At 60.7% G+C, this 17,806-nt stretch carries 13 protein-coding genes; 12 read left to right on the forward strand and 1 reads right to left on the reverse strand.

The genetic code is table 11. The features are described 5' to 3' along the window. The first annotated feature begins 3 nt into the window (after window positions 1–3). From tssH to CLV01_RS28895, 9 genes are all read left to right on the forward strand, one after another. On the forward strand, window positions 4–2,745 hold the full coding sequence (tssH, locus tag CLV01_RS18355; RefSeq protein WP_099733573.1) for a type VI secretion system ATPase TssH: 2,742 nt from the start codon (window positions 4–6) through the stop codon (window positions 2,743–2,745). Then, window positions 2,742–5,021, forward strand: coding sequence for a S41 family peptidase (locus tag CLV01_RS18360; RefSeq protein WP_099733572.1), 2,280 nt, complete (start codon window positions 2,742–2,744; stop codon window positions 5,019–5,021). Before tssH ends, CLV01_RS18360 begins: the two co-directional genes overlap by 4 nt. A gap of 20 nt (window positions 5,022–5,041) precedes the next feature. Then, window positions 5,042–6,202, forward strand: a complete 1,161-nt coding sequence (locus CLV01_RS18365) for a hypothetical protein (RefSeq protein ID WP_099733571.1) — start codon at window positions 5,042–5,044, stop codon at window positions 6,200–6,202. Window positions 6,203–6,323: 121 nt separating this feature from the next. Continuing rightward, window positions 6,324–8,516: a type VI secretion system Vgr family protein gene (locus CLV01_RS18370; RefSeq protein ID WP_099733570.1), complete on the forward strand. Its 2,193-nt coding sequence runs from the start codon at window positions 6,324–6,326 to the stop codon at window positions 8,514–8,516. A 10-nt stretch (window positions 8,517–8,526) separates the two neighbouring features. Continuing rightward, on the forward strand, window positions 8,527–9,843 hold the full coding sequence (locus CLV01_RS18375) for a DUF2169 family type VI secretion system accessory protein (protein ID WP_013802344.1): 1,317 nt from the start codon (window positions 8,527–8,529) through the stop codon (window positions 9,841–9,843). Continuing rightward, complete coding sequence (locus tag CLV01_RS18380; RefSeq protein WP_012205695.1) at window positions 9,836–10,195, forward strand: DUF4150 domain-containing protein; 360 nt, start codon at window positions 9,836–9,838, stop codon at window positions 10,193–10,195. Before CLV01_RS18375 ends, CLV01_RS18380 begins: the two co-directional genes overlap by 8 nt. A gap of 6 nt (window positions 10,196–10,201) precedes the next feature. Continuing rightward, window positions 10,202–11,200: a hypothetical protein gene (locus CLV01_RS18385; RefSeq protein ID WP_012205696.1), complete on the forward strand. Its 999-nt coding sequence runs from the start codon at window positions 10,202–10,204 to the stop codon at window positions 11,198–11,200. Between the two features lie 9 nt (window positions 11,201–11,209). Continuing rightward, window positions 11,210–11,617 carry a hypothetical protein gene (locus CLV01_RS28890; RefSeq protein ID WP_143344294.1) on the forward strand — a complete coding sequence of 136 codons (408 nt, stop codon included), beginning with the start codon at window positions 11,210–11,212 and terminating at the stop codon, window positions 11,615–11,617. 72 nt (window positions 11,618–11,689) lie between these two features. Continuing rightward, the gene (locus CLV01_RS28895; RefSeq protein ID WP_143290023.1) at window positions 11,690–12,754 is read left to right on the forward strand and encodes a hypothetical protein; all 1,065 of its coding nucleotides are present in this window, start codon (window positions 11,690–11,692) and stop codon (window positions 12,752–12,754) included. 110 nt (window positions 12,755–12,864) lie between these two features. Here CLV01_RS28895 and CLV01_RS29215 read toward each other — a convergent pair whose 3' ends face one another. Then, the gene (locus CLV01_RS29215; protein WP_180288425.1) at window positions 12,865–13,350 is read right to left on the reverse strand and encodes a hypothetical protein; all 486 of its coding nucleotides are present in this window, start codon (window positions 13,348–13,350) and stop codon (window positions 12,865–12,867) included. 283 nt (window positions 13,351–13,633) lie between these two features. Here CLV01_RS29215 and CLV01_RS28900 point away from each other — a divergent pair, with 283 nt between their 5' ends. From CLV01_RS28900 to CLV01_RS28905, 3 genes are all read left to right on the forward strand, one after another. After that, complete coding sequence (locus CLV01_RS28900) at window positions 13,634–14,482, forward strand: hypothetical protein (protein ID WP_143290022.1); 849 nt, start codon at window positions 13,634–13,636, stop codon at window positions 14,480–14,482. Window positions 14,483–14,755: 273 nt separating this feature from the next. Further along, complete coding sequence (locus CLV01_RS29930; protein WP_441306979.1) at window positions 14,756–17,314, forward strand: RHS repeat-associated core domain-containing protein; 2,559 nt, start codon at window positions 14,756–14,758, stop codon at window positions 17,312–17,314. Between the two features lie 10 nt (window positions 17,315–17,324). Further along, complete coding sequence (locus CLV01_RS28905) at window positions 17,325–17,684, forward strand: hypothetical protein (RefSeq protein ID WP_143290021.1); 360 nt, start codon at window positions 17,325–17,327, stop codon at window positions 17,682–17,684. Window positions 17,685–17,806: the final 122 nt, after the last annotated feature.

Here is a 17,806-nt window from a genome sequence, read left to right on the forward strand (position 1 = left end):
CCCATGACAGAAATCAGCCGCCAATCCCTCTTCGGCAAGCTCAACCCGCTGCTGTTCAAGTCGCTGGAAGGCGCCACCGTGTTCTGCAAGCTGCGCGGCAATCCCTATGTGGAGCTGGTGCACTGGCTGCACCAGCTGCTGCAGGAAAACGACTGCGACCTGATCCGCATCCTGCGCCACTTCGACATCGCCTCCGACCGCCTGGCCGCCGATGTGCTGCGCCGCCTGGACCAGCTGCCGCGCGGCGCCACCTCGATCAGCGACTTCTCCGAGCACATAGAGACCGCCATCGAGCGCGGCTGGGTCTATGCCACGCTGATGTTCAACGACAGCCAGATCCGCAGCGCCTATCTACTGTCGGGCATGGTGCGCACGCGCTCGCTGGCCAATGAGCTGCGCTCCATCTCGCGCGAATTCGACAAGATTTCCGAGCCCGCGCTCAGCGATGCCTTCGCCCGCCTGCTGCCCGACTCGCCCGAGGCACGCATGCGCGCGGCCGATGGCAGCGGGCTCGAAGGCACGCCGGGCGAAGCCAGCCAGGCCACGGGCACCGCGCCCGGCCAGGGCGGCGCGCTGCAGCAATACACCGTGGACCTGACGGCCCGCGCCAAGGCGGGCGAGCTGGACCCGGTCACGGGCCGCGACGACGAAGTACGCCAGATGGTGGACATCCTGCTGCGCCGCCGCCAGAACAACCCCATCCTGGTGGGCGAGGCCGGCGTGGGCAAGACCGCCGTGGTCGAAGGCCTGGCCCTGCGCATCGCCCAGGGCGACGTGCCGCCGCCGCTGCAGGGCGTGGAGCTGCGCGTGCTGGACGTGGGCCTGCTGCAGGCCGGCGCCAGCATGAAGGGCGAGTTCGAGAACCGCCTGCGCGGCCTGCTGGACGCCGTGCAGTCCAGCACCACGCCCATCGTGCTCTTCATCGACGAAGTCCACACCCTGGTGGGCGCGGGCGGCCAGGCCGGTACGGGCGATGCCGCCAACCTGCTCAAGCCCGCCCTGGCGCGCGGCACGCTGCGCACCATCGGCGCCACCACCTGGGCCGAGTACAAGAAATACATCGAAAAAGACCCGGCCCTGACCCGCCGCTTCCAGCTCGTTCAGGTGCACGAGCCCGACGAGCCCCGCGCCGTGGACATGCTGCGCGGCGTGGCCGCCAAGCTGGAAAACCACCACCAGGTGCGCATTGCCGCAGACGCGGTGGCCGCGGCCGTCAGCCTGTCGCACCGCTACATTCCCTCGCGCCAGCTGCCCGACAAGGCCGTCAGCCTGCTGGACACGGCCTGCTCGCGCGTGGCCATGGCCCTGCATGCCACGCCCGCCCAGCTGGAAGCCGTGCAGCGCCGCATCGAGGCCCTGGGCGTGGAGCAGGAAGTGCTGCTGCGCGAGGCAGCCCTCGGCCTGCCCACGGCCGAGCGCCTGCAGGCGCTGGAAACCGACCTGGCCAGCCTGCGCGACCGCCAGGCCACACTGGCCGAGCGCTTCGGCCAGGAAAGCGCACTGGCCCGCCGCATCCTGGAAACCGAGGCCGCCCTCATGGGCCTGAAGCCGCCCGTCTTCTCCACCGGCGCCGCCGCAGCCCCGTCCGCGGCGGCACCGGAGACGGCCGCCGAAGCCACCGCAACCGAACCTGCCGAGCCCCCCAGCGTGGCCGCGCTGGAAGCGCTGCGCCGCCAGCTCGCCGAGCTGCAGGGCGATTCCCCGCTGCTGCAGCCCGTGGTCGATGCCGGCGTGGTCGCCGCTGTGGTGGCCGAGTGGACCGGCATTCCCGTGGGCCGCATGGTGCGCGACGAGGTGCAGTCCGTGCTCTCGCTGGCCGACACGCTGGAGAAGCGCGTCATCGGCCAGCGCCATGGCCTGGAGGCCATCACGCGCCGCATCCAGACCTCGCGCGCGCGGCTGGACGACCCGGGCAAGCCCATCGGCGTGTTCCTGCTGGCCGGTCCCTCGGGCGTGGGCAAGACCGAGACGGCGCTGTCCCTGGCCGAAGCCCTGTATGGCGGCGAGCAGAACCTCATCACCATCAACATGAGCGAGTTCCAGGAGGCGCACACCGTCTCCACCCTCAAGGGCGCGCCACCGGGCTACGTGGGCTACGGCGAAGGCGGCGTGCTCACCGAGGCCGTGCGCCGCCGCCCCTACAGCGTGGTCCTGCTCGATGAAATCGAAAAGGCCCACTCCGACGTGCACGAGATGTTCTTCCAGGTCTTCGACAAGGGCTGGATGGAGGACGGCGAGGGCCGCTACATCGACTTCAAGAACACCGTCATCATCCTGACCTCCAACGTGGGCTCGGACCTGATTGCCAACATGTGCCGCGACCCGGACCTGGCGCCCACGCCGGAAGGCCTGGCCCAGGCCGTGCGCCAGCCGCTGCTGCAGACCTTCCCCGCCGCGCTGCTGGGCCGCCTGACCGTCGTGCCCTACTACCCCATCTCCGACGCCATGCTGGAGCAGATCATCCGGCTGCAGATGCTGCGCATACAGCGGCGCATCGAGGAACGCCACGGCGCGCAGTTCAGCTTCGACGAAGCCGCCGTGGACCTGGTGCGCCGCCGCTGCAGCGAGGTCGAGTCCGGCGCGCGCATGGTGGACGGCATCCTCACCCAGAACCTGCTGCCGCGCATGGCCACCCACTTCCTGCAGGCCACCGTGGAAGGCCAGGAACTGCAAAGCCTGCACGCCGGCGCCAGCGGCGACGACTTCACGCTGGACGTGCGCACCCGCGCTGCGGAGCCCGCATGAGCGGGCGCCGTCTTCCACGCGCCACCACGGCAGTGATTGCAGCCGCGCTGCTGGCCGCCCCGGCCGCGCAGGCGCTGGACCTGGGCGCCATCGGACAGGCTGCCGACACCGTGCAGCGGGCCTCGGGCGCCGCCACGGCCGGGCAGCAGGCGCTGGAGGCCGGCCGCAGCGCGGCCAGCACGGCCACCAACGCGGCCACCGGTGCCGCCAGCGAGGCCCGTGCCTGGTGGGACCGCAACCAGGCCCAGCCCGAGGCGGCACAGTCGCCGCCCTCCGGCGCCGCCCCCGTGCAGGACGACCAGGGCGGCCCACGCCGCGTCATGGCCGTGCTGGGCGACGCCTGGACGGACAGCGCCCGGCGCGGCCAGGCCGTGGTCGCGCTCATGGACCAGGGGCCGTACCTCGTGCAGCGCCAGGCCGCCCATGTGGCGCCGGCCAAGTCGCAATGGCTGGCCCTGCCGCGCGGCGACAGCACCGGCGTGGCCATCGAACTGCCCAGCGACCCCGAAGGCACGACCTATGACCTGTCCACCGGCCGCGCGCGCCCCGGTGGCCGGGGCGTGCGCATCTTCGCCCTGTCCGTCCACGCCGACGTGCCCCAGCGCGCGGGCCGGCGCAGCCTGGACGCCATAGAGCAGCACGCCATGCTGCGCGCCAGCTCGGTGCGCACCGAATGGCCACGCCAAAGCGGCGACATCCTGGAGCCCACGGGCGGCAAGCTGCTGGTCTGGGCCAGTGATGCCACGCAGCGCTTCCCTTCCGGCTTTGGCGCCGACGGGCGCCTGTTCACCGCCGACGACCCCATGGTCACCCTGCCGCGCGGCTACACCGTGGTCACGCTGGAGCCGCAGGGCCTGCGCTTCGACCGTGCCCGGGAAATCGCCCTGGCCTTCCACGCCGTCCAGCCCGCGCAGGACATCGACCTGTCCCGCCTGGGCGCAGGCGATGCGGCCCAGGCCCTCATCGGCCTCATTGCAGAGCGCCACCCGCTGGCCGCTGCCAGCGGCTTTGATGCCGGCAAGCTGCGGGCCGACTACGGCCAGCGCCTGCAAACCGCCGCCGAGCGCGGCGACAGCGCCGCACAGGCCCAGGCCCTGGCAGAAATGGGCCAGCGCCTGGGCGATGGCCAATACCGCGTTCTGCTGCCCGGCGGCCAGGACTGGCCTGCCCGCACAGACCGGGGCCTATCCCCGCAGCTGTTGGCACGCGGCAGCGTCAACCTGCCCATGCCACGCACCTGGCTGCGCGAGGACGGCCGCATCGCCATCACCAGCGTGGCGCCAGGCTCTGCCGCCGCCAAGGCGGGCCTGCAGCCCGGCAGCGACATCCTCGCCATCGAAGGGGAAAGCCCGGCACGCTACCTGGACCGCATTGCCCCCGCCTCGCTGCGCGCCGGTGCCGACGCCCGCCGCGCCGACCTGCTCGCGCTGGACCTGGGCACGCCCGCCACGCTGAGCCTGCGCACCGCAGCCGGCGCGCCCAACAGCACATCCAGCAGCCAGGAGCAGACCCTGCGCCTGGACGCCGCTGCAGCCGCAACCACGGCCCTGCCTGCGGCCGAGCCCGCCCTCGCCTCCTTCCTGCTGCGCAGCGCCCAGGGCGGCAACCTGGCCTACATCGCCCTCGACAGCTTTGCCGACGGCGGCACCGGCCAGCTCAACCGCTGGGAGGGCGCCCTGGCCGCCGCCACCCACGCCAGAGTCACGGGCCTGGTCATCGACCTGCGCGCCCACCGGGGCGACGACGCCTACCAGCTGGTGCCCCACATGCTGGCCTCGCTCTACACGCGCGACAAGCCGCTGCGCATGCAGGACGCCGCCCAGCGCCTGTTCGACCCCGCCGCCCGCGTCTGGCGCAGCCGTGGCGGTCTGGGCCTGCCGGCCCAGCTGCCGCTGGCCGCCTCGGGCACGCCCTTCACGGCCCCCGTCGCCGTGCTCACCGGCCCCGGCTGCGCCGGCCCCTGCGAACTGTTCGCTGCCTGGCTGCAGCACAGCCAGCGTGCCGACATCGTCGCCACCAGCGCCACGGCTGGCGCCACCGGCCCCGCTACACGCGTGCACCTGCCGGCCGGCTTCATCGTGCAAGTCCCCCTGCTCGCAGAAACCGGCCCCGCTGGCGGCAACAACCCCGCCGCACAAGCCCAAGGCGTGACCCCGCGCCTGCGCGTGCCCGTGGACGCGGCCTTCACCGCCTCCATCCAGGCCGGCGGCGACCCTCTGCTGGACGCTGCCGTGCTCCACCTGGAACGCGCCCGCGCTGCGCAGGCATCGCGCTAGACCCACAAGCCCTTGCCGCCATGCCACCGCACCTGACCTCCGCCCGTTTCGTGACTTGTGCAGTCATGGCTGCCAGCGCGCTGGCAGCGGGCTGCTCGTCCAGCACCGACCAGACGCGGGTTGCCCTCGCTACGCCAGTTGCGGCCAAGGCACTCGATCCCGCAGATCCCACCGACCGCAGCCAGTACCGCTACCTGTATGCCGTGTACTGCAATGGCCGGGTGGATCGACTCGATCTGAAGAACCAGGCCAAGACAGGCAGTTTTCAACTGTCAGAGCGCAGCGGCAGCTCTACGGCCATTGCGGCACTGCCACGGCCAGGAGTTCGACCTGGCGGCTGCCTTGCCCGCCCTGTCGTCACGCAGGATGCGCAGGACAGCAGTGACGGGGTGGTGAACATCGTCGCCAGCAGCCGGCTGGACCCCGATGCGGACGGTCGCAAGCCCTACCAGCTGCTGACCTTCGCCCTACCGGGCTGGACGCTGCAGCAAGCGCGCAATCTGGGCAGCTTCGATGCATTGCCCCGCCTGGCCCGCGCCGCTGACGGAACCCTGGCCGTGCTGCCCCAGGACAAGGATCCGGCCGCCGCCATGGCCACGCAGGCCCGGACCTGGGCGGCAGCGGATGCGCTGGCCTGGACCAGCGCCCAGGCATGGTCGGCAGGCAATGTGCTGTTGACCTATGCCTTGCCCAGGCAGCGCGGCATGGGCGCCGCGCTGGCACTGGGCGCAGAGGCGCGCATCGTGCACCTGGCCGAGTTCCGCAGCGGTGGCAACGACATCCCGCCCGACCTGCACCTGGCGCCGGGCGGCCGGTTCGTGCTGGCCAGCCTGAAGCGCTCCGTCCCTCTGGGCGAGGGCCTGCGCAAGGTCGAAGCCACCGGGGAGCTACGGCTGTATGGCGCGGATGGCCGGCAGACCCGGGCGTTGAACCAGGCGAGCCTGGCCGGCAGCGTGCTGGCCCGGCGCCGGCCAGGCTCGCTGGACCCGGACCAGCCCAGAACCGACAACGACTGGTTCAACGTAGCCCTGACGCCGGACGGCCTGGCGGTTTTCACCGACCGGCGCGGCAACTACCAGTTCATTGCGCTGGGCCAGCCCTTCGACAGCGACCCTGTCATGGATGACGCCCAGGATGACGCCGACGGCGCCCGTCCTGGGCTGGTGTACGCAGCCCGCTAGCAGCAGAGGACCTTCAAGCCACCCCATGCAAGCCCTTCATCGACCGGCGCACGCAGGCCCCGCCATCCAGGCCTGAAGCCCCGACCCCTCTTCCACCCCAAGCACCGCGAGATCCGACACCATGACACGCAGAGTCACCATCAACACCCCCCTGGCAGACCAGCTGCAGCTGCGCCGGCTGCAGGGTCGCGAGGAAATCAGCCATCTGTTCGCCCTGGAGATCGACCTGCTCAGCGAAAGCGACAGCATCGATCCCAAGGCCCTGCTGGGCAAGGGCGCCACCGTGGTGGTGGAGACCCAGGACGGCGGCAAACGCTACATCGATGGCATGGTCACGGCCTTTGGCATGCGCGGCCAGGACGAGCACCGCAACTTCCTGTACCGCGCGCGCCTGTCGCCCTGGCTGTGGCTGGCCACGCGCCGCAGCGACTTTCGCATCTTCCAGAACAAGACCGTGCCGGACATCATCAACGAGGTTCTGGGCATCTACGGCCACCCCATGCAGCAGCGCCTGACGCGCTCCTACCGCACCTGGGAGTACTGCGTGCAGTACAACGAGACCGACTTCCAGTTCGTCTCGCGCCTCATGGAGCACGAGGGCATCTGCTACTACCACCAGCACAGCGCGGGCCAGCATGTGCTGACATTGGGAGACGACATCGTCGCCTCGCACGACCCGCTGCAGGGCGGCGCCGTCATCCCCTTCCACCCGCCGGGCAAGGCCGCCGTGGCGCGCGAGGAATGCATACACGCCTGGGAGCTGCACCAGCGCGTCAAGCCCGGGCGGCACTACAACGACGACTACGATTTCAAGAAGCCCCGCGCCGAGCTGTCCAACATGCGCCGCAACCCGCCCGGTCATGCACACGACGCCTACGAGATCTACGAATGGCCGGGCGGCTACACCGAGACCGGCGACGGCGAGGACTACATCCGCGTGCGCCTGCAGCAGAGCCTCACGCGCCAGAGCACGGTGCAGGGCAGCTCCAACCACCGCGCCATGGCGCCGGGCTACACCTTCACGCTGGACAACTACCCGCGCGGCGACCAGAACCAGGCCTACCTGGTCACGGCCGTGGACTATGCCTTTGAGGAGAACCCGCGCGTCAGCGACGGCGGCAGCGGCGAGGGCTCGACACAGAAATTCGTGCTCCAGGCCCAGCCCACCAGCCTGCCCTTCAAGCCCCAGCGCATCACCGCCAAACCGCGCACCACGGGCCCGCAGACCGCCGTCGTCGTGGGTCCTGCAGGTGAAGAGATCTGGTGCGACCAGTACGGCCGCGTCAAGGTGCAGTTCCACTGGGACCGGCTGGGCGGCATGAACGAGAACTCCAGCTGCTGGATGCGCGTGGCCACCAGCTGGGCCGGGCCGGGCTTTGGCGCGGTGCACATCCCGCGCATCGGCATGGAAGTCATCGTGGACTTCCTCAACGGCGACCCGGACTACCCCATCGTCATGGGCTGCGTCTACAACGCCTCCAACATGCCGCCCTGGGCGCTGCCGGCCAACGCCACGCAATCGGGCATCAAGACAAGATCCAGCAAGGGCGGCGCACCGGGCGCGGGCCTGAAGAACGGCCAGGGCGACGCCAACGCCATCCGCTTCGAGGACAAGGCGGGCGCCGAACAGCTGTGGCTGCATGCGCAAAAGGACCAGCTCACCGAAGTCGAGAACGACGAGGACAAATGGGTGGGCAACGACCGGCGCAAGACCATCGACCGGGATGAAACCAACGTGATCCACCGCGACCGCACCGAGACCGTGGACCGCGACGAAACCATCACCGTGCACAACAACCGCACGGAGCGGGTGGACCACAACGAGAAGATCAGCATCGGCGACAACCGCAACGAAGACGTCGGCATCGACGAGAACATCTCCATCGGCAAGAACCGCAGCAAGACCATAGGCCGCAACGAGAAGGACAAGATCGGGAACAACTGGTCGATCAAGGTGGGCAGCTTCAAGACAGAGACCATCGGACTGGCCTACATGCAGAACGTGGGCCTGGCCAAGATGGTGAACATCGGCGCCGCCTACAACGTCAATGTGGGCGCGGCCATGGTGGTGAATGTGGGGCTGAGCCAGAGCACGACGGTGCTGGTGGACCGTTCCGTCAGGGTCCAGGGCAACCAGCAGACCACGGTAGGAAAGCGCTACGCCATTCAGGCCGGCGACGAGCTCTCAATCACCGTGGGCGCTGCCAGCTTGGTAATGAAAAGCGACGGCACGATCACCATCAATGGCAAGAACATCGATGTGGTCGGCAGCAAGCACATCGGCCTCGACTCCAAGCGTATTGACCTGAACTGAGGAGTCCCGAATGGAGCGCCCTTCCCACGCAATGCCCAGTCCGGTGGAGTCCGCCCCCTTGCCGGAGGTGGTCAACCACACGCCCTGGCCCAGCCAGTACTTCCAGCATGTGGACCCACATGGCGAGATTTTTCACGTCATGGTCAGCCGCATCTCCTACACGCTGCGCGCGGTACAGAAAAATGGCGATCTCATAGAGCCCACTGTCCTGCCGCCCGAGCAACAGACACCGCTTTGCACCGCGGACGAGTTCTACGCAAACGTGAACATCAGCAGCGTGCTGCAGGAAAGCGATCTTGCTCCTTACAAGCCAAAGTGCGATGTCATCCTCACCAATGCCTTTGCATATACGCCAGACGGCAAGCCTCATGAGCGGTGGCCGGCCGGCTTCAGGTTTGCAGACAGCATCATCAAAACGCTTCAGGTCACCGGACCGCGGCAATTCGAGCGCTCTCTGACCAGCCTCGGAGCGCTGCGTCCCGGCGCCCCGAAACCGGTCACTCAGGTGCCGCTGTGCTATGAGCTGGCCTTCGGGGGCCCCAATGTCATTCGCCAGGAGCAACTTCTGCAAGAGTTTCTGGATGACAGGGACGACGTCAGGATCACAAAGTCCCAACGCGAGATCGCCCAACAGGCGCATGACGCGCTCCCCGCCTTCTACACGCCCAATCCGATTGGTTGCGGCAGGCTTCCCGAGGCGGTCCACGACGCCGACAAAGCCATTGCGAAACTGGAAACCCACACACAGCAGCAGCCCCAGTCCGCGCAGCACTACGCAGCGCCGCAGATTGAGGCCTTGAACCAGCCTTATGACGGACAGCAGGACTATCCGGTCGTAGGCGTGGGCGCCATCGGACGCTGGTGGAGTCCTCGGGTTTCCCTAGCCGGGACGCATGACGACGCATGGAAGCAATCCCAGTGGCCCAAAAGTCCTTTGGATCATGACTACCGCTACTGGAACTGTGCGCCGGAAGACCAGCAGATCGACTACCCGCAGGGTGGCGAAGAGGTCATGCTCCTGAACCTCATTCCAGCCGACAAATACCAGGGCATTTTCCGCTTCAAGCTACCCACGCAGGAGCTGCAGCTGCTGGTACGCCTGAATGTGGGCGTGGTGATGTTTGCGCCCATGAACATAGACACGGTGATCCTGGATTTGGCGACCGGCACTGTGACTACCGTCAGGCGGGCAATCATCAGCGCCAAGACAGATGTCAGGCAGCTGGAGCTGGGCACCTGGCCCAAAGGCACAGGCATGGAACTGGATGCCGAAATGCAGCGTGCAGCCAGCGAACGCGCGAAACCCCAGGAGGCACGCCGTGGCTGACGAAAACATCGCATCCAAGGACGGGCGGTTTCGCATCGTTTCGCTCACCCCAGACGTATGCCTGACACCGAGCAAGAACGGCGTCCCGGTGCCCTACCCCATCACGCACCAGATGAACCAGAGCAGGCAGTGCTCTCCCAACGTCTTCCTGCAAGGCAAGCCTGTCTACCTGCACAACCAGAGCTATGTCGACAACGTCATGGGCGATGAACCCGGACAAGGCAAGGGCGTGGTCAGCCAGACCAATATGCGCATCAGCCACGACATTGACCACAGCAAGACCGTCTACGTCAATGGCCGGGCCATCGTGCGCACCGGCGACAAGATGTGGATGAACTGGAAGAAGCCCTGAAGCGCCATGGCCACCAGAAAAAAACAACTGCCTGCAGCGCAGTCACAAACTGCACAGGTCAAGCCCAACGCCTACCCTTCTCCAGGGCCGATAGGCAACACCTCGGGACTGGTCATCCCCGACACGGCCCCCAACCTCCACGGAGCCACGGCTCCCGCCATCAAGCCCGTCGCCCAGGAAAAAAGCTGGTGGCAGCGCTGGGGCAGCGACGTTGTGCACACAGGTCTGGATGTCGTGGGCCTCATCCCCGGCGTAGGCGAAATTGCCGACGGCGCCAACGCTTTGATCTATCTTGCCGAGGGCGATAAAGTCAACGCTGCCTTGAGCGCGGCAGCCATGATCCCGGGCGCGGGGATGGCGGCCACCGGGGCCAAGTATGGGAAGAAGGCAGCAGCAGCGGCAACAGAGGCTGTAGGCAAGAAAGCCGGCCGCGAAGCGGCAGAAGCTGGATCACAAAAAGCAACCAAAGAGGCTGAAGAAGCTGCTGCAAAGAAAGCAGATGGGCAAGGTGGTGGAAAAGATAAAGGAAAGCCCAAGAAGCACGAACTTTGCGGTAAAAGATCGACCTATAACAAGGCACCTAAAAAACTTGGAGAACTGAATGCGGATCATGTCCCGTCCGGAGGGGCTCTCAAGCAAGCGGCAAAAGATCTGTTGGTCGAAAAAGGCATATGGGACAGCCTGTCAGAAAAGCAGCAAAAATCAGTTCTCAACCGAGTCTACAATAATGCGCCGACCATCACTGTCCCTGAAGATATTCACAAAGAGGGCCGAACATATGGCAGCAAGAACAAGCCTTTGATTCAGGGGGACTCGAAAGGACTGAAGGACGCTTTCAAACGTGACACAGAAGCCATTAGAAAAGCGATGGAAGGGAAAGACCATGGATGCCTTGAAGAGTACATGCGATCAGTGGAAGAACTAAAGGATTTTGATTTTGATAAATATGTCGAAGACATGGCGTTATCTCATAAAGCCGTGAAACCAAAATTACCATCAACATAAGGAAATATGATGAATACCGAAAGATTGCTATCCTTCCTAGGTCATACTTCGACAAGTGATGATTTTGAGTCATTTCTTCTCGAGAATGACATAAAAAAGATGCCAAAAGGAGATTCAACAACAAGAATAAAAACCAAAGACAAATTGATTTCCATGGAATTTGACCCCACAGATTCATACAAGGAAAAATATCTTTCCCCACCCATTGGGGACGGCTGGTTCACTTTTGAATCCTTCGACATAAATAAAGGCTTTGAAAAACAAAATCCATTCAACCTAGCTTTTGCAATGGACAAATCACAGGTTGAAGAAAAATTGGGAAAATCAGTCAGCAAGAATCAGGAAGACCTTGTTCAAGCGTATCAAAAGGACAACCACATAATTATCATATTCTATAAAACAAGTGGAAAGGCATAGAAACCATAAGAATAAGAAAGATTAACAAATTCGACGCAAAGAATCTCAACCTTAAATAGGATCTCATATTCTATGGATGGAAAAATTCTCGTTTCATTCATTGGAAAATCTCCCAATGATCCCTCTTTCGATGCTTGGCTTCAGGAGCATCGAATCTTTGAACGACCTCATCTTGCAGAGCAAGACGAAGAATACGAAGAGGATACTGAAGCAGCAGCGATAAGTGCAAGAAATAGCGAGATTGAAGAAAACGAGAAGCATAGCATTGCTTTGATCTATGAAAATCAAGACAACTATAATCGAATCTTCAAAGATAACTCCATCCATATGGACGGCGATTTTATTCTCAAACAGGTAGCATTCTATGCTCAAGGAGTATCTAGCTATCGTGGTTTTCAGGGGACTCTACCTTTTGGCCTTGTTTTTTCAGATACCCAAACCTTAGCACATCAAAAACTAGGCAAGCCCATTGCCTCCAGGTTTATTCATAACCTATCTGCCGATCTTTGGGTAACCCCAGATTGGCACATAAATATAAGCTACGTACATCTCTCTGGAACCATTGCCATAATTCATATCCGTAGACCCAACATCTATGATCTGAGAATGATTGGCAATCATTCACCGGATATTTCTTCTGCGATCAGAGATCGCATGCCCAGTCCGCACAACCTTTCGCAAGCGCTGGGTTTTTCAATTGATGATTTCAGATTGGCTGATGCCTTCAAACCCATAATTTGGGATCAAGACTCGCTAAATGAAGCCAATCATACAGAGGAGGTATTCCGCTACATAAAGAACTATGGTCTCAGTCTGTATTTCAGAGAAGGTGAGGACTTCCGGAGAGAATCGAATCCACTCCCCAAGTACGGAACATTTTTTGCCGGTTACCGTCTCAATAGAGCGGGAGATATGGAAAGCGATGGTTTCCAAGGACAACTGCCCTTTGGTCTCAGCTTTCATGATACTCCGTTGGAAATTTTGAAGCACATGGGGCAACCACCTGACAAAAAGGGCACATCCTCAGACACTGGATATTTTATCTGGGACCTTCCGGCGTATAGAGTACATATTGTCTATAGCTTGATAGATTGGCAGCTGTATAGAATTACGTTTTTTGCACCATTTGCAAGATAAGGTCTGAGCAAACGACCAATTACGTTGCCTTTCCTCGTTGGTGGGCAGACTACGTAGGCGAAAGACATAAGAACAAGCAACCTACAAATTCTGCACGCACCTTGCAGACCCTAGGAACGCGGCAGCCTCGCCTGGATTAAGGCTTTGATATATCTTGCCGAGGGCGATAAAGTCAACGCAGCCTTGAGCGCGGCAGCCATGATCCCGGGCACGGGGATGGCGGCCACCGGAGCCAAGTATGGGAAGAAGGCAGCAGCAGCGGCAACAGAGGCCGTAGGCAAGAAAGCCGGCCGCGAAGCGGCAGAAGCTGGATTACAAAAAGCAGCCAAAGAGGCTGAAGAAACTGCAGCCCAAAAAAGGCTGAAAGTAATGGCGGCGGCAAAGACAAAGGTAATCCAAGATGCATATTGCTTCCCTACAAATCTGAAACCTGCAAAGCGGAAGGCCGAACAGGACATCACGTAGTTCCGGATCGGGAATTTCGAACCGGCAACAGAGGAAGCTCTCACCCGCATGGAATAACAGAAGATGAAGTTCTGGTTATCTGTGTGGATGGTGAAAATATCTCCAGATCGAAATAACACGGAAAGATTCATGCGATATACGTTCCATTGGAACGGGTAGCAGGGCTTGCTGGAAATCCTCCAGGCACAGCATCACTTGGTGTACTTGAAGCCGCTGGCGCAATATCGGTTGGAAGAATAACTGGATTCAATCCTATTTTAATAGAAGCTCAGCTTCGTATTTTTCATCAATCGAAAGGACTGGATGCAACCACCATTGTACGAGCAGACCCCAGCGGTAAAATACCAATAGACTTCTCAAAAATTGGACCAGGAAAAACTACTCAAGGAGGTCCGCAGAGATAGCGGAGCACATATGAAATCCACACCCATAACCTTTGATAAATGTCTGGCGATCGAGGATGATTACTATATGTTTTCATCAAAGCCGGATGGCATCGATGATTCTGCAGAATTCAGTAGGATTTTCTTTTATGATGCTCAATCTTCGGGAGACCCTTGGAGACACCTAGATTTGCCGAATTTCACAACAGTTAGCATCTGCTCTTCAATCAAGGCAATGGGAGATAGGAGAAAATATGTAATTCTATCGAAGAATGGGGAGATATCAGTTTATTGGCCTGGTGGCGCGAGCACCGAAAATATCGCAGAAGCAGGATTGGACAAAGAACTTCCAATATATGGATATTTGAATTCTTTAAAAGAAATAAATGGTGTATTATACGCATGTGGAGGTGGAGGCCAAATATATAAACGCGGCAAAAATGGATGGCGCGATATTGCAGGAAAGCTCAGAAAACAAAGCCCTATCCCAAAGGCCAATTTAGCACTAAATACTCTTGAAATAGGTGATGATATTTCTGATATAGATGGTTATTCAGAAGATAATCTTTACGCTGCTGGAAGAGATGGAATATATCATTTTGATGGAAAATTGTGGAGTGAAGTTGATATTTCAACTGACGAAATAATTATGAGTATTTTCTGTGCCCCAGATGGAGTTATCTGGGCATGCGGATTCAACGGAGCCATACTTCGAGGTGATTTCAAGAATGGCTTCAAAGACATAAGTCATTATGATGACAACATGATTCTGACCAAGATGGTTTTTTTCAGAACAAAATATATTTCTCTTCCAATGAAGGACTTTTTTCCTTGGACTATAAAAAAGAAAAGTCCAAATTGTATAAAATCAAAGAAATAAAGGAATGCGAGGATATTTCGGTTCACAAAGAAACCTTGCTATGCATAGGCCCCAAAAAGATAACTATTTTCAATAACAACGGTCATCGTGAATTAAAGCATCCCGATTTAAAATAATTGGTGTTCACTAGTTTTCATAAAACCAAAAACAACTCATTGAGCAAACGACACAGGTGCCACCACAGGCCGCATCGGCCCGCGAGACCTGGTCGCCACACTTCGCGAAGCCCTGGGCCACGAATGGCAGCAGTAATGCGATGCCCACAGCCACCTTGTGCAGGCCACCGACCCGCTGGGCCGCACCACGCGCTACCGCCATGACGCCCGGGGCCGCACCGTGGAAGTCATTGACGCCAAGGGAGGCTCCAAGCGCCTGACCTGGGATGAGGCCGACCGCCTTGTGGCCTACACCGACTGCTCGGGCCAGACCACGCGCTTCGCCTACGACGCCCTGGGCCAGCCCGTTCTGCGCACCGATGCGCTGGGCCAGCAGACCCGCTACGAATACAACGACGCAGGCCAGCTGATACGTGTCATCGAACCATCTGCCCCGTCAGCTCAAGGCCATCAGCCGGCAGAGTCCACCCACCTCTACGCCTGGAACGGCGAAGGCCACCTGCTGGCCTACACCGACCCCATGGGCCAAAGCACCCGCTACACCTACGACGGCATGGGCCGCCCGCTCACCCGGATTGACGCCGCAGGCCGCAGCCTCGCCTACCACTACGACCGCGCCGGCCGCCTCATTGCCCTGGACAACGAGAACCACGCCCGCACCCACTTCCGCTACGACCTGCGCGACCAGCTCACCGACGAAGTCGGCTTCGACGGCCGCTGGCAGCGCTACATCTACAACGCCGCCGGTGAACTGACCCACGTCATCGAGGCCGGTGGCAGCGACGCTGGGCCCGGCAAGGTCACCTGCTTCGAGCGCGACGCCCTGGGCCGTCTGCTGGCCAAGCGCGCCCTGGGCCACACCGGCCCCGTGGAAGAAACCACCTACCGCTACGACGCCCTGGGCCGCCTGACCCAGGCCGGCAATGCCGCCTCCCACCTGGCTTTTGCCTATGACCCCGTGGGCCAGTTGCTCAGCGAGACCCAGACCCTGCAGGCTCTCGGCAATGCCACAGGCCCGGCCCGCCACAAGCTGCAACGCAGCCTCTCGCACGGCTACGACGAACTTGGCAACCGCACCCACACCCGCATGCCTGATGGCCGCACCCTGCACTGGTTGTTCTATGGCTCGGGCCACCTGCACCAGATCAACATCGAGCCCGTCCAGGTGCCGGGCCAGCCCCCGGCCGCGCACCAGGTCATCGCCGACATCGAACGCGACGCCCTGCACCGCGAAGTGCGCCGCAGCCAGGGCGCCCTGTCCAGCCGCTACGACTGGGACCCGGCCGGGCGCCTGCTGCGCCACCGCGCCGCGCTGCAAGGCAGCGGCCACGTGGCCAGGCCCGGCAGCTCCAACGCCACGCTGGAACGCGGCTACGCCTACGACGCAGCAGGCCAGCTCATCGCCCGCGCCGACTCCCTGCGCGGCCGCCAGGACTTCCGCTACGACCCCACTGGCCGCATCCTCGCCAGCCTGCCTGCACAAGGCAGCCCGCTGGCCCGCGAACTGTTTGCCTTCGACCCCGCAGGCAACCTGCTGGACTCCATGCCAGGCAAAGACGGCCAGCCCGTGGACACCACTCTTGGCGTAGTGGGCGACAACCGCCTGCGCTTCTACCAAGACCTGCACTTTGAATACGACGTGCACGGCAACGTCACAAAGCGCACCCGGGGCAACCAGAAGGCCGGCACCCAGGAAGTGCTGGACCTGACCTGGAACGCAGACCACCAGCTCATCGAATCGAACACCACGCGCCACGGAGTCACCCAGGCCACCCGCTACGCCTACGACCCCCTGGGCCGGCGCGTCTCCAAGAGCGATGCCTTCGGCAGCACCCACTACCTGTGGGATGGTGACCTCATGGTGCACAGCCAACGCGGTGCAAGGCAGGCGCTCTATATCTACGAGCCGGGGAGCTTTGTGCCACTGGCCACCATTCAGGGAGCGGGCGAGGAACACAGCACCTACTGGTACCAGTGCGACCAGATCGGCGCCCCGCTGGAGCTGACCGACGAACAAGGCCAGGTGGCCTGGGCGGCGGACTACAAGGTCTGGGGCGAGGCGGTCATGCGCAGCGTGTTGAGGACCGGCACCGATGATCGGCCGATCAGCGCGCGGGCTTGGGGTTCAAAGCCCGCAGCATCACCTCAACCACCGCCCGTTGAGCAACCCTTCAGGTTTCAGGGACAGCAGTTTGATGAGGAGACGGGGCTGCACTACAACCGGTTTCGGTACTACGATCCGGTGGTTGGTAAGTTTATATCTCAAGATCCAATCAGATTTTTAGGCGATCATAATTTTTATACGTTTGCACCGAACACCACAGAATGGATTGATCCTCTAGGTCTAGTTAACTCTTGTGCCACAGGCTCATACAAAACCGTTGGTGGTCACCATGTTCATGCGAAAGCTGCCTGGAATGATCTATCAAATTACAAACAAATAATGAATGATATGTTCTGCCTTGGCAATGATTGGATGAAAAACAATGGCATAGATCATGACAAAATTACCGCTTGCCAACGTCGAGAGTTTGATAGACTTAGTTGTGATTGCAAATCTGGGAAGTCAAAAAACACCATATCGGAGCATACAAAAATCGCTGTAGAATGTCTTAAAGAAGGTGGTGCAGATGAGAAAACCGCAAGATCACTGGCTGCGCAGAGCTTGAGAAAACTTAGAAGTCTTGGCGCTACTACACCGAGCAGAATTCCTTGAAATAAATAATATGCAAGATTCAACACTAGATAAATTTGGCGAAGACATTATTCACACAGTTAGAGACTCATCTATAGAAAGAGTCACCGACTGTGCAAACGGGAAATATAAAACAGATGAAGCAAAGAGGTTGCAAGAATTTTATGCATCACTTTCAGAAAATCAGAAATCTCATTTTGATTTCCTAATCGCTTTCGCAGTCGACTCTGCTTTATTCAGAATAATACAAATGGCAGAACAAGAAGTCATTGGAATAAGCTATCAAGGAGTTGAAGATATATCAGAAATAAGTGACGGATTAACTGGCGAAATTTATGGCAATAATGGCTGGATTAAAAAATACAGTAAATTCATAAATTCAATGGAATAAATTTCAAATACGCTATCGATATATAGAGCAATGACGCAAAAATTGACACTGCGGCAACCTTTTGTGCAAGACGAAAATCGAATCCCAATACTCAAGCAGTTTATATTTATGATCTAAAATTC

The sequence above is a fragment of the Delftia sp. 60 genome, assembly GCF_002754395.1.
In the GTDB taxonomy this organism is placed as follows: Bacteria; Pseudomonadota; Gammaproteobacteria; order Burkholderiales; family Burkholderiaceae_C; genus Comamonas; species Comamonas acidovorans.

What these genes read in the sequence shown, in the direction of transcription:
- tssH (WP_099733573.1), top strand. Translation starts at nt 4, where the DNA reads ATGACAGAAATCAGCCGCCAATCCCTCTTCGGCAAGCTCAACCCGCTG.
- CLV01_RS18360 (WP_099733572.1), top strand. Translation starts at nt 2,742, where the DNA reads ATGAGCGGGCGCCGTCTTCCACGCGCCACCACGGCAGTGATTGCAGCC.
- CLV01_RS18365 (WP_099733571.1), top strand. Translation starts at nt 5,042, where the DNA reads ATGCCACCGCACCTGACCTCCGCCCGTTTCGTGACTTGTGCAGTCATG.
- CLV01_RS18370 (WP_099733570.1), top strand. Translation starts at nt 6,324, where the DNA reads ATGACACGCAGAGTCACCATCAACACCCCCCTGGCAGACCAGCTGCAG.
- CLV01_RS18375 (WP_013802344.1), top strand. Translation starts at nt 8,527, where the DNA reads ATGGAGCGCCCTTCCCACGCAATGCCCAGTCCGGTGGAGTCCGCCCCC.
- CLV01_RS18385 (WP_012205696.1), top strand. Translation starts at nt 10,202, where the DNA reads ATGGCCACCAGAAAAAAACAACTGCCTGCAGCGCAGTCACAAACTGCA.
- CLV01_RS28890 (WP_143344294.1), top strand. Translation starts at nt 11,210, where the DNA reads ATGAATACCGAAAGATTGCTATCCTTCCTAGGTCATACTTCGACAAGT.
- CLV01_RS28895 (WP_143290023.1), top strand. Translation starts at nt 11,690, where the DNA reads ATGGATGGAAAAATTCTCGTTTCATTCATTGGAAAATCTCCCAATGAT.
- CLV01_RS29215 (WP_180288425.1), bottom strand. Translation starts at nt 13,350, where the DNA reads ATGAATCTTTCCGTGTTATTTCGATCTGGAGATATTTTCACCATCCAC.
- CLV01_RS28900 (WP_143290022.1), top strand. Translation starts at nt 13,634, where the DNA reads ATGAAATCCACACCCATAACCTTTGATAAATGTCTGGCGATCGAGGAT.
- CLV01_RS28905 (WP_143290021.1), top strand. Translation starts at nt 17,325, where the DNA reads ATGCAAGATTCAACACTAGATAAATTTGGCGAAGACATTATTCACACA.